This is a genomic window from Luteibacter sp., from assembly GCF_036499525.1.
GTDB lineage: Bacteria > Pseudomonadota > Gammaproteobacteria > Xanthomonadales > Rhodanobacteraceae > Luteibacter.
Window position 1 is genome coordinate 81,774 of record NZ_DASYDO010000014.1, and the last position, 15,804, is coordinate 97,577.

Below are 15,804 nucleotides of genomic sequence, written 5' to 3' on the forward strand. Positions count from 1 at the left end.
TTCGTCGCTTCAAATCGTGCTGCGCAAAGCGACAAACTGGTTACTCGGGCCTTCCGACCGGAGGTCAAGGTTCGGGCTGTTCGACACCACGTAGGCCAGGGGCCGCGTCAAGTTAAACGGGAACAGCACGGGCAGTGACTGCAGACTGGGCACTGAAACCGGCCTGCCGGCGTAGCGGACCGCAGCTTCGATCAGCCAAGCAGTGAGCGCATCGTTGTCGATGCTAGTCTGGGGCAGGCGAATGACTCGCTTGCCTTTCTCAACCCGTTCCGCGGCTCCCCAGCTCGCCTGGCTCTGGATGACCATGTTGGTCATGCGCCGGGTGCCTTCGCGCTCCCCATAGGTTTCACTCATGCGCCGATGCACCTCGGCGGACGCGCAGTCGCCCTGGATGGCGGACAGGCGGCCCACCAGCTCAGCCACCTTGCCAAAGAACGGGTACGTCGCCACGGACATACCCCAGCACAGCGCCGCGACATGAATATCCGGCTGCGTCTTGTGGATGGCCACGCCGCGATCCGCGTAATCGACCAGTTCGGCGCGCGGCTCCAGCCACAGCCGATTCAGTACGGTGCGTGTTTTCTTCTTGGCTTCCACGCCAAGCTCGGCTGCATCGAGCAGTGCATTCAGATCATCTAGCCCAGCCACGCCTGCACGAATATTCAGTGCCGCAGCCGCCCAATCAAGCTGAATGAACCGATCAAAGCCTATTTTTGGGGCTGATGAATTCATTCGGTACCAATCACATAACTGACTTTCACAAAGGGCACGATCAACTCTTCGACCGACACCCCGCCGTGGACCACCACCTGCTCGCCCTCCGGCACAAAGGCGGTTCGTCCGCCTGCGAATAGGGGCATGAAGTTCGCGGGTAGTCCAGCGATGTCCAACCTCAACGTGGTGGGATAGGCCGCAGCGGAATCGGCCAGCAACGGCTCACTCCGGTAGACCCGCACGCGCTCTCCGCGCGTCTCTGCAATCACGCCCTGGCTGGGCCTGCCGACGCCGGTGGACTCCACGTTGCCGTGGTCCCCCGTGAGATAGATGTGGTAACCCCTGTCCAGCAGCAGCGAGAACAACCGATCGACGAATCCGGTCGACAACCAGTTGCCGATCCACATCGCCACGTCCTTCTTGGACCGCTCCTTGTGGAGCCGGTCATCCACCTCATCGATGACCAGGCCCACCACCTTTGGACGCCGGTCGTTCAAGTCGGCCTCAAGCACGTCCAGTTGATCAACTTGGCGCAGCGCACGTCGGTACATCACCTCATTCGCGTTGACGCCCTCGTTCTGCCAGAACGTCTTCCACAAAGATTCCTCCTTGTCCGTCCGGTCGATGGAGTCGTCGAACTCACGTGGTTTCAGACCGGAGAACAGCGCCTGGCGCGACACCGATGTCACGGTCGGCAGCCATGCGAACGCGGTTCCCTCGTCGAACGTGAAGCGCTTGGTGGTGGCGATCAGGCGCTCCCGGATCTGCACCCACTGGTCGAAGGCCAGCCCGTCGAATACCAGCAAGGCGACCTTGGTTTCCCCTGCGGACCGCCGATGGCGCAAGAAGCGCGGAACGTGGTGCACCATCACCGGACCTTTGGTCACCGGCTGCAGGATCAGGTCGGCGTAATGCTTGGCTGCGACCCAGGCTTGCAGGCGCTCGTCCGATTGCGCCTGCAAGGTCTTGATCCGCTCCCGAATCACGGGCAGGTGTTCGCTGCCTCCCGTGCCGGGCAGGCCGTGCGTGCGGGCCAGGATCTCACCGTAGCGCTTGGCGAACTCGCTCCAGTCCTTGTGGGAAGATGCCGCCATTGGGGTCGTCTCGAGCAGGCCATCGATGCCCTTGAGCACCAAGGCCTGCAATGCCGCTGGGTCCTGGACAATCCCCGCCTTGATCCAACTCGGCATCCCCGCCGGGACGCTGTGCACCGCCAATGGATGCAAGCTGCCGTCGAGGAACATGGAATCGACCAGCACCTGCACATCGGAGTGGTCGAACGGGATCTCGATCTTAGCGACGTAGTCTGGCGGCGGGGGTTCGCCAGTTCTCGTGCCATCCAGACCCAGGGTCTTCAGGTAGCGATACCACGCGTCCTGCACCACGCGCAACAACGTGCTCTTGGACGCCAACCATGTGGCGACAGGCAGATCCGCTAACAGCCCCCTGCCTTGAATGATGCCTGCCGCGTGCTGAGCAAACAGGGGTGGCAACGAGCGATTGGCAAAGTGCATCCGCAGCAGCTCGCGCCAGAAGTCCACCGGGTTGCGAATCGACATGGGCGCCAGTTGGTAGACATGCTCGAGGATGAAGTCCTTCGACTCGTTCTCGCCGCGCGCTGACTGCAACTCGGTCTGGTGGGCATGAAACAGCCCGGCAAGATGCTCCGGCTCGACTTGTTGCACGGCGCTGTAAGCCAGCCTGGGGAACAGATCGGCAAGGCTAAGGCGCACCACACGCCCGTGATGCACGATGTCCCAGGGCAACGCGTTCGCGTCGGCGCTGCGCAGATGCAGAACTAGCGAGGGCGCTGGCCCTTGCTCACCCCGATCCCATGCGGCGCGGTAGCGTTCCTCATATTCCGCGCGGAAGGCAAACGGGTCTTCGTACAACATCAGCTCGAAGCCGCGACCGCGTAGCTCGGTCAACAGCTTCTCGTCGAGCAACACATCGTCAGGGTCGCACGCCACCCACAGCCGGGTGAGGTCGGCCGTGAAGTGGCTCAGGATGCGTTTCGTCCAAAGGCTCATGCATCACCTCCGACGCGCACCATCATCACGGCATTCAAATCCGGCACGCTGGCCTCCATGCCGTCCAAGGCGGCCATGCGTGCATCGTGTTCCTGCTGCAGCCGCTTGCGCCGGTGCTCACGCACGGCTGGTAAGCCAATGCGCCCAATGGCCTGGCCTCGGGCCTCGAACGCATACACCGCACGCTCGCGCTCTTCCTTCAGCCGGGCGCGGTGTTCGGTCAGCAGCTCGGTGAAGATCCGTTCACCCTGTGTGCTGGCAGCGGAATGCGATGCCTCGAACCACCTCACCGACTCCTTGGCACCCGTCACGGCATGCACGTCTACGGTTTCAGTGAGCAGCAGATCCCAGACGCGTTTCGCGGTCGGCACGAAGGGGCGGCCTTCCTCGTTGATGAACACTGGAAGGAAGCGCTTCCGACTCAAGCCTTCAGCCGCCAGACTGATCTCCCATAGCGACCAAATGCCGCGTACCGAGTCCGGAAGACCGGTCACGCGGATCACCGGCAGCGGCTGCCCGGCGACAAAGCGTGGCAGCTCGCTGATCACCGCCCGAGCGCGTGGGTCTTCCATCGTGACCCATTCCAACTCCGGGTTCTCATCCGCCGTGCGGGCGTCAAAGCAGGCCTGTGCCGACTCACTGCCGTCTGCCCACTTCACCCGCCACGCCTTGCCAACCTTCGTTGCCGAGCCGCCGCGCGCAGCCAACCCGCTGGTGATGGCGCGCTCCAGCCAGAACTGCGCCGGGTGGTCGCGCCACTTGCGTGCATCGTCAGCGTCCAGATCGTGCTCTGTGGTGAGCAGATCGCTGTTCTTCTTCGACTCCGCCAAGGTGGTTCGCAGCTGCGACACCACCGCGTCGCACTCTTGTTCGATGGCATCCGGGTTCTGCAGGCCATGCACGAACAGCTCGTCGAAGATCGGGTCGGCCTCGACCGAATCCATCACGTCAGCCGCCTTGTCGACGCCAAACTCCTGCGCAATGACCTCGAGCTTTGCCTCCAGCACCTGACGCACTCGATGCTCCACGGTGTCTTCGAGCACGAAGTTGATGGCGCGAACTACGTGCTTCTGTCCAATGCGGTCCACCCGGCCAATGCGCTGCTCGATCCGCATCGGGTTCCACGGCATGTCGAAGTTGACGATGACATGGCAGAACTGCAGGTTGAGACCTTCACCACCGGCATCCGTCGAAATCAGCACGCGCACATCCTTGGAGAACACCTGTTGTGCCCGCGTGCGTGCTTCCAGGTCCATGCTGCCGTTGAGCGTCGCAACCGAGAAACCACGGCTCTCCAAATAGTCGGCCAGCATCGCTTGCGTCGGCACGAACTCCGTGAAGATCAGCACCTTCAGCGCTGGGTCGCCTTCCTCTTGCTGGAGCTTGTAGATCAGCTCCAGCAATGCCTCGGCCTTGGCATCGGTTCCTGCGGCCTCGGTTTCCCGCGCCAGCTCCAGCAACATCTCGACTTCGGACTTCTCCAGCTCCCAGCCGCTGGACTGCATGGCCAGATCCACTTGCGATTGGCCGTCGAGGTCGGCCCACTCGTCCGCGCTGGTGCTTTCAAACAGGTTCGCCTGCGGCTGTGGTGCGTCGAGCAGGGCTTGGCGCTTCTCCAGCGTGGTGCGGATGGCCGCCGTGCTGGATGTCACCAGCCGCTGCATCAAGATCATCAAGAAGCCGATGTGGCGCTGCTTGGCCGCCATCGCCTGGTTGTAGCCGTGGCGTACGTAATCGGTCACCGCCTCGTACAGGCGCTGCTGCGAGCCGTGCCGCGCTTGCCAGGCCACCGCCTGCGGCCGGGTCACGCGGGGCTTGAACAGCGGTTGCCCCTCGGCGTTGATGGAAACACGCTTCTCGGTGCGGATCACGAAGGGCCGCACCCGGTCGCGGCTGACGCTGCTTTCGTCCGGGAAGGCTTCGCGGTCCAGCAACTGCATCAGCCGCATGAACTGGTCCGTCTTGCCCTGGTGCGGCGTGGCCGAAAGCAGCAAGAGATAGGGCGAGGCTTCGGCCAGCGCCGCGCCCAGCTTGTAGCGGGCCACCTGCTCGGTGCTTCCGCCCATGCGATGGGCCTCGTCGATGATGACCAGATCCCACGACGCCGAAATCAGGTCCTCAAAGCGCTCGCGGTTGTACGTGTTCAGTTGCTCCAAGCTCCAGCCGCGACGGCCTTCCAGGGGCTTCACCGAATCCAGCGAGCAGATCACCTGGTCGTGCATGCGCCACAGGTTTTCTTCCTCACCCGCACCACCGCTGCGCCACTGGCGGAAAGCCGCCAGCTCGGACGGCTCGATGAACTGGAACTTCTCGCCAAAGTGCAGGCGCATCTCCGCCTGCCACTGGCGTACCAGCCCCTTCGGCGCCACCACCAGGATGCGCTTCACCCGGCCGCGCAATTTCAACTCGCGCAGCACCAAGCCAGCCTCGATGGTCTTGCCGAGGCCCACTTCATCGGCCAGCAGGTAGCGAATGCGGTCGCGGCTCACCGCGCGGTTCAACGCGTAGAGCTGGTGCGGCAGCGGCACCACGCTGGACTGGATCGGCGCCAGCAGCAGGTTGTCCTCCAGCGCATCCAGCAGCTTGGCCGCCGCCGTGGTGTACAGGATCTGCTCCACGCTCGGGCGGACGCTTTCCAGCGGAGCCAGATCCACCGCCCGTGCACGCACCACCGCCTCCTTGGCCGGCAGCCAGACGCGGTAGGAAACCTCGCCCCACACGTCCTGCCGCTCGATCACCCGACACGGCGATGCCTGCCGGGTGAACCAGCACCAATCGCCGATGGTGAATCCGCTACCGGCCACGATCAGATCCCGTCTTCGGTACGGGTCAGCGCGAGGTCATAGAGGGTGAGCAGCTTCTCGTCCTCTTGCAACGTTTCCTCAGGCAGCTTGCTGGCGATGCTGATGATCGTCGCGTAGTCCTTGCTGGCCCACGCCGCGCGGAAGCCTGCACGCAGCACTTCGAGACGGGACTCCTTGATCTTGCGACCGGTGAACGAACGATAGGTGTCGAACTCCTTGAGCAGCGCCTTTTCGCGCTTCTTCTCTAGGTCTTGCGCCTTGTTCGGGTCGGGCACGTACCAGCGTTCCTTGGCCTTGGCCACCAGTGCTGGACTGTTCTTCTCCAACCCGCGCAGATCCTTGTGGTTCGTCGAGAGGTAGCTGTGGATCTGGCTAGGCACCTCGGCGGTACCGTCATAGCGCAAGAAATTGTCTTCCAGCAGTTGGTCCAATTCCGGAATGATCTCGCCCTTGCGCTTGGCCGAACCGATCTGCGGGATGTACTCCGGGTGGATTTCCGATCGAGTCGATGGGCGCCTCAGCAGGAAGTTGGTCAGCCAGTCGATGGCACTGCGCTCGTCCGACACGAACAGTTCCGCCTGCTTCACCTGCGGAATACGCGACCGAGCTTTTTCGTACTCGACCAATTGATCGGGCAGGAACACCATGCCATCCATCTCACGGAAGCGGACAGGCAGTTCGGCCAGAAACTCCGGCGTCGAGATCGGCACCATTGAGCCGTGGCGGATGAACCATGACGCCATGCGGTCGTAGATACGACGTGGATCGCGCTCGACGATGTTCAGCAGCTCCTGCGGGTAGCCGGACGTGACTTTGACGGCAGGCAGCTGCTTCAAGTGGGTCTGCACGAAGTCCCACGCCGAGTCGACCGTCGGCCCGTGTTGATTGAACCGATCCTCCAGACCGCCGTTGGGCTTGTAAGCCGAGATCACCAAGTCCTGCTTCACGGCTGTTGCGGAGGTCACCTGGCGATAGCTGCCTTGAATCTTGTCGAGCGCAGTGACCTCGGCCACCACGAAGCCAGCCTGTTGCAACGCAACTTGGATCGCATTCCAGACCGCCGCCTTGCTGTTTGAGAAGACCACGGTCATCCAGCGCCCAGGCTTGAGTAAGCGGTAGTACTCTGCGAAGCAGCGCTGCATCAGGTGTTGATACTCAGGCAAACCTTTCTTCTTGAACCTATCGACGATCGCTTCCGGCTGTGAGTCAGTCGTCACGTGATGCCACGATTCAACGAGGAAATTTAGATCGGAGTAGTAGATGTTTTCGCCGAACGGCGGATCGGTAAATACGTAATCAATGCTAGCGCCCGGCAACGGCACCCTTGCTGCAGTGCCAGTGTTTATCGCAGCCATTGCTGGCGAAGTACGGTAACTACCGAAGGCTTTCGTAAGTCGCGAAAGCTTTCCTTCGAGGATGTACCAAGGGCTGCACTCGGCATGCTGCGAACCGACGTAGTAAACACCGTTCAGATACTGATTCACCTGAGAAAAGTGGGTGGGGGCATAGCGGGCGAGTACTGACATGCCCCAGATCGCTTGCTCAACGAAGTACAGCAGCATCCCGCGCGTGCGGGGCTCTGCATGAGCCTTTGCCTTTTCCCAAAGCGCGGACATGCCATGCATCGCGCGCGGGAGGAAGAAATGGTGAATGTGCGTAACGCCCGAGTAATCCATCCGAGCACGCTCATGGGTCATGTGCATTGGAGGAATCTCGACGGTAGGAATGCCGGACGGTATGCCCATCTTGTCGATCCGATCCAAAACCTTCATGTCTTGTTCATCCGGGACCTTCTGGTACCGAGCCTTCCCCACCAGGTAAGTGATGAGCGAAGGCTTCCGCTTCGGCGTCTGTCGCGTTTTTCCTGTTGCACGGTCAACCTCCGTGACGAACAGCCTCTCCATCTTTTGCTTTGTGAGTCCTGCGCTGCAATGCGGGCACGGAAAAGAGTCCCTAATGCGCTTACTTTCGTCATCGAGAGCCTCGTCGACGAAGTTCACTTCACCGGCACACTCTGGACAGGTGTAGATCTGGCTCCAAACGGTGTATTCGATCCGCCCCTTGGTCTTGCCGTCCTTGTGAAGGGTCTCGTACATCCAGCCGAGGTCCTTCTCGACATCGTTGAGCAATTTCTGGCCGGCTTTGGCGAACGTCTCTACGTCAAGCGGCAGGTTGTAGTTGGCTGCGATGAAGGTCGCGGCAGGCGACAGGTCGTTGAGGATGACTCGACGTGAGCCCCATTTGGGCGCGGCCTTACCTTGCTTCTTCCACTCCATTTCCAGCTCGTGACGGTAAGAGGAAGGCGCCGATGCGCACCACTGTGCCGCTACGCCAGTCATGCCGGAGCCACCAAAGCCGTCCAGCACAATGTCACCCGGCTCCGTGTAATGCAGAATCGACGGCACGATCGCGAGATGCGGCACCTTGGTGTGGTACGAATGCGCTTTGTACAGCGGATCAGTTTTGCCGACCGAGACGTCGATGGTCTGCGGCTCGCGGCTGTACCGCACGCTCGGGTCGTAGGGCTTGCCGTAGTGGCGAACGTAGTCTTCGAGGAACGGGTTCGGGCACGCTGTGTAGTACGGCGGGTCCGACATAGCGAGGATGGCCTCGTCTGTACCCTGCGGAAATCCTTCGATCTCGCGGAACGCCGGATCTTTCAGCTTCTCGGCCAGCAACTTGGTGAAGTGCTCGCGCCTGGCTTGCTCGCTGGCGAATGTCTGGCCAAGGCATTCCACCGGACCAGCAGCGGTCGAGGCTGCGCTCCCTGCAAAAATGTCAGTCATCGAGTGCTTCCTCTCCAGTTTCTTCATCGTCCACCTCGGGTTCGGCGGACATCTTCGGTTTAATGGCAATGGCGACCGCCTTGCCTGCTTCCAGGGCTGCCCGGATAGTCTCCTGAAGCACCTGCGACTGACTGGGCGTGGTGCCAATCCACGCTTTGGACACTACCGAGGTAAACGAGGTGTTGTCGAAATAGCGCTGTACGTTTTCGTAGGTGATCCGCAGGCCGCCCTTCGGCCCTTTTATGCCAGCGTCGTTCTCCAACAACTTCCAGTAGTCCAACGGCAAGTACATGCCGGGCACGAGGCCCACGTCATCCGGATTGAATACGAGCCTGGGGCAGAGCTTGAGAAAGAACGGGTTCTCAGTCAGCCGGAACCCGCCAATGGCCGTGTCGGGCGCACATGCCTTCAGCGCACCTAGCATGGAGTCCATTCGGTCGATCTCTTCCTTCAACTGTGCATCCGGTAGCCGGTAAAGATACAGCGGGACGCCGCCTTTGCGATCCGCACGCTCCATCGCCTTGTACTGAACCATGACGAAGCTCTGGTAGGTCTCATTGAAATAGATGAGGTCGGCGCCGGTTTGCTCCTCGAGCGGAAGGCGGTTGGCAAGGATGACGGTAAGGCGCTCGGAGGTTGCCTGGGATTCAAACACTGCTGCGCCGTAGGTGTAGGTCTTGATCACTTCAAAACCGGGAAGGTTTTGCAGATCGTTGACCACCATCGGGTCTTCGCGCAGCCGGACACTGGGCAAGCCATCAAGAAATGACACCGGCGTGCCATCCGATGGTGTCCACTCCTGAACGGTGCCCCGGCTAAGTCCGGCAATCGACAGCGCCGTGAGCAATGCTTCCTTCTGCTGCGCCAAGTTTTCCCTTGCTTTGACAGACAGCCGTTGTATGCGTCTCTCTCGAGCTTGGCTGAAGCGTTCCAGCAAACTGCTTGCTTGGGGTGCGAGTTGGCGGATGGACTCGACAACGGCAGAGAAGCCCTTCTCGGTTAATAAGCCGCCTGACCTAAATCGATTGCGCACCGATGCAGCGTTGCGCTTTGGCAACCGGTTGAGAACCTGCCGAATCGACACCGGCTCTGAGAGTTCTTCGGCCTGATCAATGTTCAATCGGCTAAGTCCGGTACCGGCTCGCGCGCCCCGCCGGCCTAAGCCGATGTGAGTCAACTTACCTGAGCTGACGACAAAGCAGACCAACGGCGCTGTTCGGCTGTGCTGGAAGTCAGCGACAGGCTCGGCGAACGCGCGATCTTCGGCGACACACTGGAGAAATGTTGTTATCCGTTCCTTGGGAAGGAGGACGGCAAAGCCGCTTGCCTTAGCCATTTGACTAGTTGCCCGCCTGGCCCATCGCCTGTTGTGTGGCGTATCCCCTCATGCCATTGCGCAAGATTTCGAGGAATGTGTGGTTCCTGCTTTCGGCATCTGCCACGATGGCATCGAAGGACACGACGAAAGTCGGGGTCGGAACCACAGTTCCATCCGGTCGCTCGGTCCGAAATTCCTGGTAGTAAAGCTTCCCCATGGAGAAAAGTGGCGCCCAGTTTTGCTGGCGCAACCGAGTTCCCATCGTGTCGCCGATCTGAATGACGGCGTAGTACCAAATTCTCTGGATGTTGGGGCAATGCGCCGCCAGCTTGACCGCACGATCAAGCAGTTGGTTGATGGCATATTGGTTTTCTTTTTCGTCGTCCGTTTTCTTCTTTATTTCGATGACGACTACGTCCACTGCGCTGGCAACTTTTGGATCGGCGGAGAAGATCATTGCAATATCTGGCCTACCCGCATCCTTCTCGCTTTCTTCATCAAGCCGTATGGCATTGACGACGGTATCCATCCGTTGCTCGCTCAGGATGGTACGAAACACCATGAACTTGTCATCGAGCAACCAGGCGTTGTTCTGGTAGATCTCCGAAGGCATGGCTTCTCGCGAAAAATCCTTGAATCTCGGAACGATGAGGTTATGTATTTCTGATTCGGCATTGTCGGCCGTCATTTCCTTCATGCGGCCGATGATCTTGTCGCGGTAAAGGATGTATTCGGTCAACGTGCGCGATGACAGCTCCAGCGACTTCTCATACGCCGCTTCGGTCAGGATCTCGCATTGCAGCACCTGCTTCTGAGCACGGAAGAATTTCTGTTGCGCGATCTCCAGAGCATCATCACGATCAATCAAGCCAACTGTGTCGTTTTCGAAGTAGCCCAGAAGATGCGGGAATTGCTCCTCGAACTTTTCCTTTACCTTTTCGTTCTTCTCGGTGATCTTCGGAATCTTGTCTGCCAACACCTTGCCAACTTCCCGACGCAAGACGCGATATAGATTTGCCTCTTGGAGCCCTTCCGGCAGTATCAACTTTTGGCGCGAACTGTCGGCATTGGAGTGAAACATCTCCGACTCGAACAGGAATACACCCATGTAGCCCGTTGGAAAAGACGAAGTCGGTATCAAGTTGACGGGAATCGTCCGACCATCAATGCTGAAGGCAACAAGTAGGCTTCCTCTTCCCGAAACCGACTCGACGTGATAGTGCATGTCAATGGTCGAGAACACATCTAGAGAATCATCGTGGATGGTGATCTTGGTCATTGAAGGTAAATCGGCGGGCGTTATCTTTACCTCGTGCGGAAAAAACTCTTTTTGAGTGTTGCTCTCGACTGTCTTGAGGTTGATCGAAATCGTGAACGCCCTGCCATCACGTTTGCGGGCGTCAAGCGTTGGCAGGAATTGTTCGATCAAAAGCGGCTTGATGGCATCCGGCTTCAGATCGTCATAGGACTTGACGCGCGCGCCCGCAAAGCCGGTGAACGTCAATATCGTTTTGGCTTGTTGCACCTCCCCAAGCTGTTGGAGTGGCGCGTTGCCATCAAAGCCTTCTTTGAAAACAAACTTCCGCAGCCACTTGTCTCGCGTGCTGATAACTTCAACGCGATCAAAATAGTTGAGGAACACCAAGCGGCCAATACCCTTGTGGAATTTGTCTCTGGGCTTCAATAAGGTTTTGAAGCGATCAAAATTCTCGTCCGTGAATCCATCGCCGTTATCTTTAACGGTTATTTTTAACGTGTCCGGCTTGTCATATGCCTGCACGTCGATATCGATGGACACTTCGGTCGCACCCGCATCCAGCGCATTGGCAAGGGCTTCGAAATAAACCAATGTCAACGATGGGTTGGGGAAAAACAGCCTGATGGCCCCAGCGGTCTCAATATCCATTGCCTTCCTCCGTTGGGTCCGTCACTCGATCACGAAGCGCAGCTTGGTAGCGTCCTTACCCTTGCAGCGCTCGTTCATGAACGTGTCGAAGCGCTTGCGCAGATCCTCCGGCGTGGCCGGCGAGCCACCTTGCAGCAGTGCCTGCTTGATCTCGTCGCCCTTGACCGCGATCTTCTCCAGCCCCGACAGCGCCTCCTGCACAGCGTTGGCGAACTCGCTGGTCATCGGGTCTGGCAGCTTGCGCGAGGCCAGGAAGGCATCGATCAGCTTCTTGGATGCGGGTGGCAACAGTCCCAGGCTGTCCTGCGTGAATGGGTCTTCCAGGTTCTCCAGCAGGGTCTGCTGCCAGTTGGCCACCAACTGATCCAGGTCATCATCCAGCTTGTGCAGGCGGTTGGTCGCCGGGATCAGCTCCAGCTGCTCGGCAGACGGGCGGAACTGGCAGTGCGGGCAGACTGCCGCCGTGACCAATGTCGGCTCATCCAGGGAGGAGCAGCTCTTCAGGCCGTTGAGGGATTCTTCGAAGGCGGTGAGCTGACTGGTGGGCATCAGCGACACGCCGGCCAACACGCGCAGCACCAGCAGGCGGTCGTCCTTGCGCAGGGCGTTGCGTGTCTTGTCCTCGGCCACGCCCAGGCGCGCCTTGCTGTGGCTGGCGATGTAGGCGGTGAGGTAGTCCTTCTTGAGCTGGTTGAGCGTTTGCCGGTATTCGGCCGCGTGCTCGGCCGTGCGGTCCTGGCTCAGCTTCTCCTGTAGCGTCTTGCGGGCTGCTTCGGCCTGCTTCACCCACGGGTGCTCGGCGGGCAGCACCATCTCGGCCTGCGAGAGGTAAGACGCCGTGCTGCCCAACTCCACCACCAGTTCGAGCAGACGCTCGACGGCGGCCAGGATCTCCAGATTCTTCTTCTGGCCGCCCATGTCTTCCTGTGTGACGCGCAAGTTCTTGAGCTTGCCGACGGTGTTGTACGGCGCCAGCGACTCGGTGAACTTCTTCAGCGAATCCAGCCGGGCGTGCCAGTCTTTGGCTTCTTCCTCGCGCAGCAGGTTCTGACCCCAGAAGCCGAGCTTGCCTTGCTGCAGGTCCGAGCCGGCCTTGAGGACGCGCGGCACCAGCGCGCTGACTTTTTCCTGCAATTTGATGACCGGCTCGGTGTCGCCCTGGCTGGCCTTCTGGGCCAGGCCGGACGGCAGGTCGAACAACTCGAACAAGGCACGCAGCACCGCGAGGTTGATCTCCTTGGGTGCCTCGACGTGCTTGAACTGCTTGAGTTCCTCCAGCGAGCGCTCTGCCAGCTGGGTCAGCTTGCCGGAGTCGATCTTGTCGCCGGTGATCGACAGCACGATGTCGCCGGAGTAGACGAGCCCGCCCAGCACGGTGATCAGCAGGTCCGGTTCCAGCCGGTACTTGATGGGTGCGAAATACTCGACGTCGGAGGTGCCCGACAGCAGTTCGGTGCGGTTGAGCACCTGGCCGTGGCCCTTGGCCTTGAGCCGGTTCAGCACTTCCTGCGCGTAGCGGGAGTTGGCCGGATCGACGCGGTCGCCATCAAGCAGCTCCAGCGCATCGAGTACGGCAAGCGCATCCTTGGTACGGGTGCCACCGGCCAGTGCGCGCAGTGCGTTGCCGATCAGTTGTTTGCGGTTGGCCTCGGTGACCAGCACCGAGAAGGTGGGGTACTCCGGCGAGAGATCGACAAAGCGCTGGCCGAGTACCAGGCCCGAAATGACGTTCACCACGTCGCGGAAGTTGATGCGCTCGTCCGCACCCAGCCGCGCCCGGTCACGCAGCGACACGCCTTTGGCCCACTCCTGCAGGTTCTTCTTCTTGCCGTGGTAGGTGACCTCGAAGGCGGTCATCTGCTTTTCCTGCAGCCACTTGCTCATGGCGTGCAGGAAGTCTTGCGCCTTGGAGAGGTAGATGGCTTTGGCGCCGCCGCTGGCTGTTGATGCCAGATCGAGCGCCGCAGCGTACGACGACAGATGGCGTTTGAGATCGTCGTCTAGCCCGGTAAGACGAAAGAAGACCTCGTCCGACAGGTTGTTGTCGGCGAACTTCGGCCTGTCGAAGGGCTGGATGAAGTAGACGTAGAAGTCGCGCTCAGGCTGGGCTGTGGGGCGATCATTGGGCGCGCCGAAGAACAGGTATCCCATACGCTCGACGCGGTGCTCCTGCCACTCGATCTGGTACTGCCAGATCTGAAAGCCGGGGTAAGGCAGAACGTCGCTGCACTCCATCAGCGCCTTGATGGCGCTGTAGTAGGCACGGTCCAACGCGTCGTCGGACAGGGCCTCGGCGCGCTTTTCAATCTGCGCGTCGTAGTCGATGTCTTTCTTGAGGTCGAGGTAGTACTGCTCGGTGTCAGGGGCCTTGGAGATGAACTGGCCGTTGACGGTCTTCAGTACCTCCCGCATCACGGTCTGGACCATCGACAGCAGGTTTTCGGCCGGGTCGCCCGGCATGTCCTCCACGCCCGGCTGGAACAGGCACAGAGCATCGCGCAGCTCGACAGCGGTGGGTCCGATTGGAATGTGAATGTCTCCGCCCGTGGTCAGACGGTGGACTGCCAGTGCGTTGATGACGCGCAGCGCCATCGGCTTGTAGGGCGGACGCGTGAAGGCCTGCTGGACCCGCGACTCCAGCACTTCGGAGACACGCATCACCTCCTTGATGTTAGGGTCGGCGCGCAAGACCGTATTGGCCTTGATGGTGTTCCAGAAGCTCTCGTAGCTGATGAACAGCGGCTTGTCGGCGGGTACTTCCTGGTCGAGGATCGCCAGCATGGCCGCCTCGATGGTCTTGAGCGCGCCGCGCTTCTCGGTGAAGTGGATCTGCTCGAAGGTCTTCAGGTAATCCGGGTGAACCGGGAACAGCCGCACGTACTCATCCATGCGCTCGTTCATGGAGCCGTAGAACTTGGCGAACGGGGTGAGGTACTCGCGGATCTTGTTCTGCTGGTCAGCAGTCTTCTTAAGCAAGCGTGCGGAGACGACGAAGCTGACGTCCTGGCGGTCGATCAAGATCTGGGTGAAGCGCTCGTTGACCCGCCGCATGCTGTCGGCGACGTGCTGGAAGCGCACGCTGTCGAAGATGGCTTCCTGTACACCGGCCACGAAGCGGAACTTTAGGTGCTTGGTGACTTCACCGATCTGCCGCAGGATAGCCAGATCCTGCACCAGCTCGTGGTCGCGACGGGACTGCAGGTACTCAAGGAACTCGTCGACCACCAGTAGCACACCCTGGTCCGGGAATTTCTCCGCGAACGCGGCCATCATCTCCTCGAAGGAGTCCTTGTTGTTGAGCTCCTTGTCGGCGGTTGGGAAGGTGTAGTCGACGCCGATCTTTTCGAGGAAACGCTCAAGTTGCAGGGTGATGATCTGGCGCAGCGGCATCTGCAGCCCGCCCACCTCGATGCGCAGCACCTTGAAGCGGCCAGCAATCGGGGCAACCGCCTCGGCGACCTTGGGGTGGCGGATCATCGGCGCGTAGGCCGCATCCTCGGCCACCAGCGACAGCACCGACATCAAGTGCGACTTACCGGTGCCGTAGTTGCCGACGATCAGCACGCCCTTGTGATCGACCGAGTCGTCGAAACTGAGCTGAGGAACCATGAGCTTGGAGATCCGCTCGGCCATGTCGTCGGAGATGACATAGGTCGCGACGAGCTTCTTGGCCTCGTCCGGGCGCCCGGCATCGAGCAGCTGAATGACTGACTCGATCTGCTCGAACTGGATCAGATCTCCGTATTTCATGTTCTTGGCCATCTGGTTCTCTCTTCCCTGTATCGTCAAATTTCGAGTACGACCACGCCGTCACAGCTGTAGTCACGATGTTCTGGATGGCTGATGTCGGCGTACACCAAGCGATCACCGCGCAGCTCGCCAGGCCAGACGGCCACGACGCGCTTGGAATGAGCCAGCCGCCTGACGAGGTCAAGCGGGTTAATCTGCAGGCCCGGCTCGAACAGCAACTCCAGGTTGTCGAGAAGCAGCGGGTCTTCAGTTCGTTCCTTGTCCGCGATCTCCCGCAGCAGTTCGCCTGCCGAGAAGCCGCGCTTGTTGTTCGGCGTGGCGGCCAAGCGGCGCCCCAACTCCAGGCCGACGTTGAGCGGCTCGATGTTGAGCTTGGCGCTGAGTTGGCGTAGCAGTTGGCTCTTTCCACTGCGGCTGGGACCGACCAGCAGGATCAACTTGCTGTTGAGGTCGCCGATTTCGCCGATGAGTCGTTCGAGTTTTGCGAGCATGCTCA

At 60.3% G+C, this 15,804-nt stretch carries 8 protein-coding genes; all 8 read right to left on the reverse strand.

All coding sequences use genetic code 11. The features are described from left to right. Positions 1 to 9: 9 nt before the first annotated feature. Genes VGM71_RS02210 through brxF form a run of 8 tightly spaced genes read right to left on the reverse strand, consistent with a single transcriptional unit; the run spans position 10 to position 15,799 of the window. Positions 10 to 732, reverse strand: a complete 723-nt coding sequence (locus tag VGM71_RS02210; RefSeq protein WP_331542147.1) for a hypothetical protein — start codon at positions 730 to 732, stop codon at positions 10 to 12. Beyond that, entirely contained in the window at positions 729 to 2,744 is a 2,016-nt protein-coding gene (gene pglZ / locus VGM71_RS02215) for a BREX-3 system phosphatase PglZ (RefSeq protein WP_331542148.1), read from the reverse strand. The genes VGM71_RS02210 and pglZ overlap by 4 nt, the downstream gene beginning before the upstream one ends. Continuing rightward, positions 2,741 to 5,548 (reverse strand): DEAD/DEAH box helicase, encoded by a 2,808-nt coding sequence (locus tag VGM71_RS02220; RefSeq protein ID WP_331542149.1) that lies wholly within the window; start codon positions 5,546 to 5,548, stop codon positions 2,741 to 2,743. The genes pglZ and VGM71_RS02220 overlap by 4 nt, the downstream gene beginning before the upstream one ends. Positions 5,549 to 5,550: 2 nt before the next feature. Continuing rightward, entirely contained in the window at positions 5,551 to 8,361 is a 2,811-nt protein-coding gene (locus VGM71_RS02225; protein WP_331542150.1) for a DNA methyltransferase, read from the reverse strand. Further along, positions 8,327 to 9,670, reverse strand: coding sequence for a hypothetical protein (locus VGM71_RS02230; protein ID WP_331542151.1), 1,344 nt, complete (start codon positions 9,668 to 9,670; stop codon positions 8,327 to 8,329). The genes VGM71_RS02225 and VGM71_RS02230 overlap by 35 nt, the downstream gene beginning before the upstream one ends. A 4-nt stretch (positions 9,671 to 9,674) precedes the next feature. Further along, complete coding sequence (locus VGM71_RS02235; protein WP_331542152.1) at positions 9,675 to 11,558, reverse strand: ATP-binding protein; 1,884 nt, start codon at positions 11,556 to 11,558, stop codon at positions 9,675 to 9,677. A 21-nt stretch (positions 11,559 to 11,579) separates the two neighbouring features. Next, a complete protein-coding gene (locus VGM71_RS02240) occupies positions 11,580 to 15,320 on the reverse strand; it encodes a DUF6079 family protein (RefSeq protein ID WP_331542153.1) in 3,741 nt (1,246 codons plus the stop codon). A gap of 23 nt (positions 15,321 to 15,343) precedes the next feature. Beyond that, positions 15,344 to 15,799 carry a BREX-3 system P-loop-containing protein BrxF gene (gene brxF / locus VGM71_RS02245; RefSeq protein ID WP_331542154.1) on the reverse strand — a complete coding sequence of 152 codons (456 nt, stop codon included), beginning with the start codon at positions 15,797 to 15,799 and terminating at the stop codon, positions 15,344 to 15,346. Positions 15,800 to 15,804 lie beyond the last annotated feature (5 nt).

What these genes read in the sequence shown, in the direction of transcription:
- brxF (WP_331542154.1), bottom strand. Translation starts at nt 15,799, where the DNA reads ATGCTCGCAAAACTCGAACGACTCATCGGCGAAATCGGCGACCTCAAC.
- VGM71_RS02235 (WP_331542152.1), bottom strand. Translation starts at nt 11,558, where the DNA reads ATGGATATTGAGACCGCTGGGGCCATCAGGCTGTTTTTCCCCAACCCA.
- pglZ (WP_331542148.1), bottom strand. Translation starts at nt 2,744, where the DNA reads ATGAGCCTTTGGACGAAACGCATCCTGAGCCACTTCACGGCCGACCTC.
- VGM71_RS02225 (WP_331542150.1), bottom strand. Translation starts at nt 8,361, where the DNA reads ATGAAGAAACTGGAGAGGAAGCACTCGATGACTGACATTTTTGCAGGG.
- VGM71_RS02210 (WP_331542147.1), bottom strand. Translation starts at nt 732, where the DNA reads ATGAATTCATCAGCCCCAAAAATAGGCTTTGATCGGTTCATTCAGCTT.
- VGM71_RS02230 (WP_331542151.1), bottom strand. Translation starts at nt 9,670, where the DNA reads ATGGCTAAGGCAAGCGGCTTTGCCGTCCTCCTTCCCAAGGAACGGATA.
- VGM71_RS02240 (WP_331542153.1), bottom strand. Translation starts at nt 15,320, where the DNA reads ATGGCCAAGAACATGAAATACGGAGATCTGATCCAGTTCGAGCAGATC.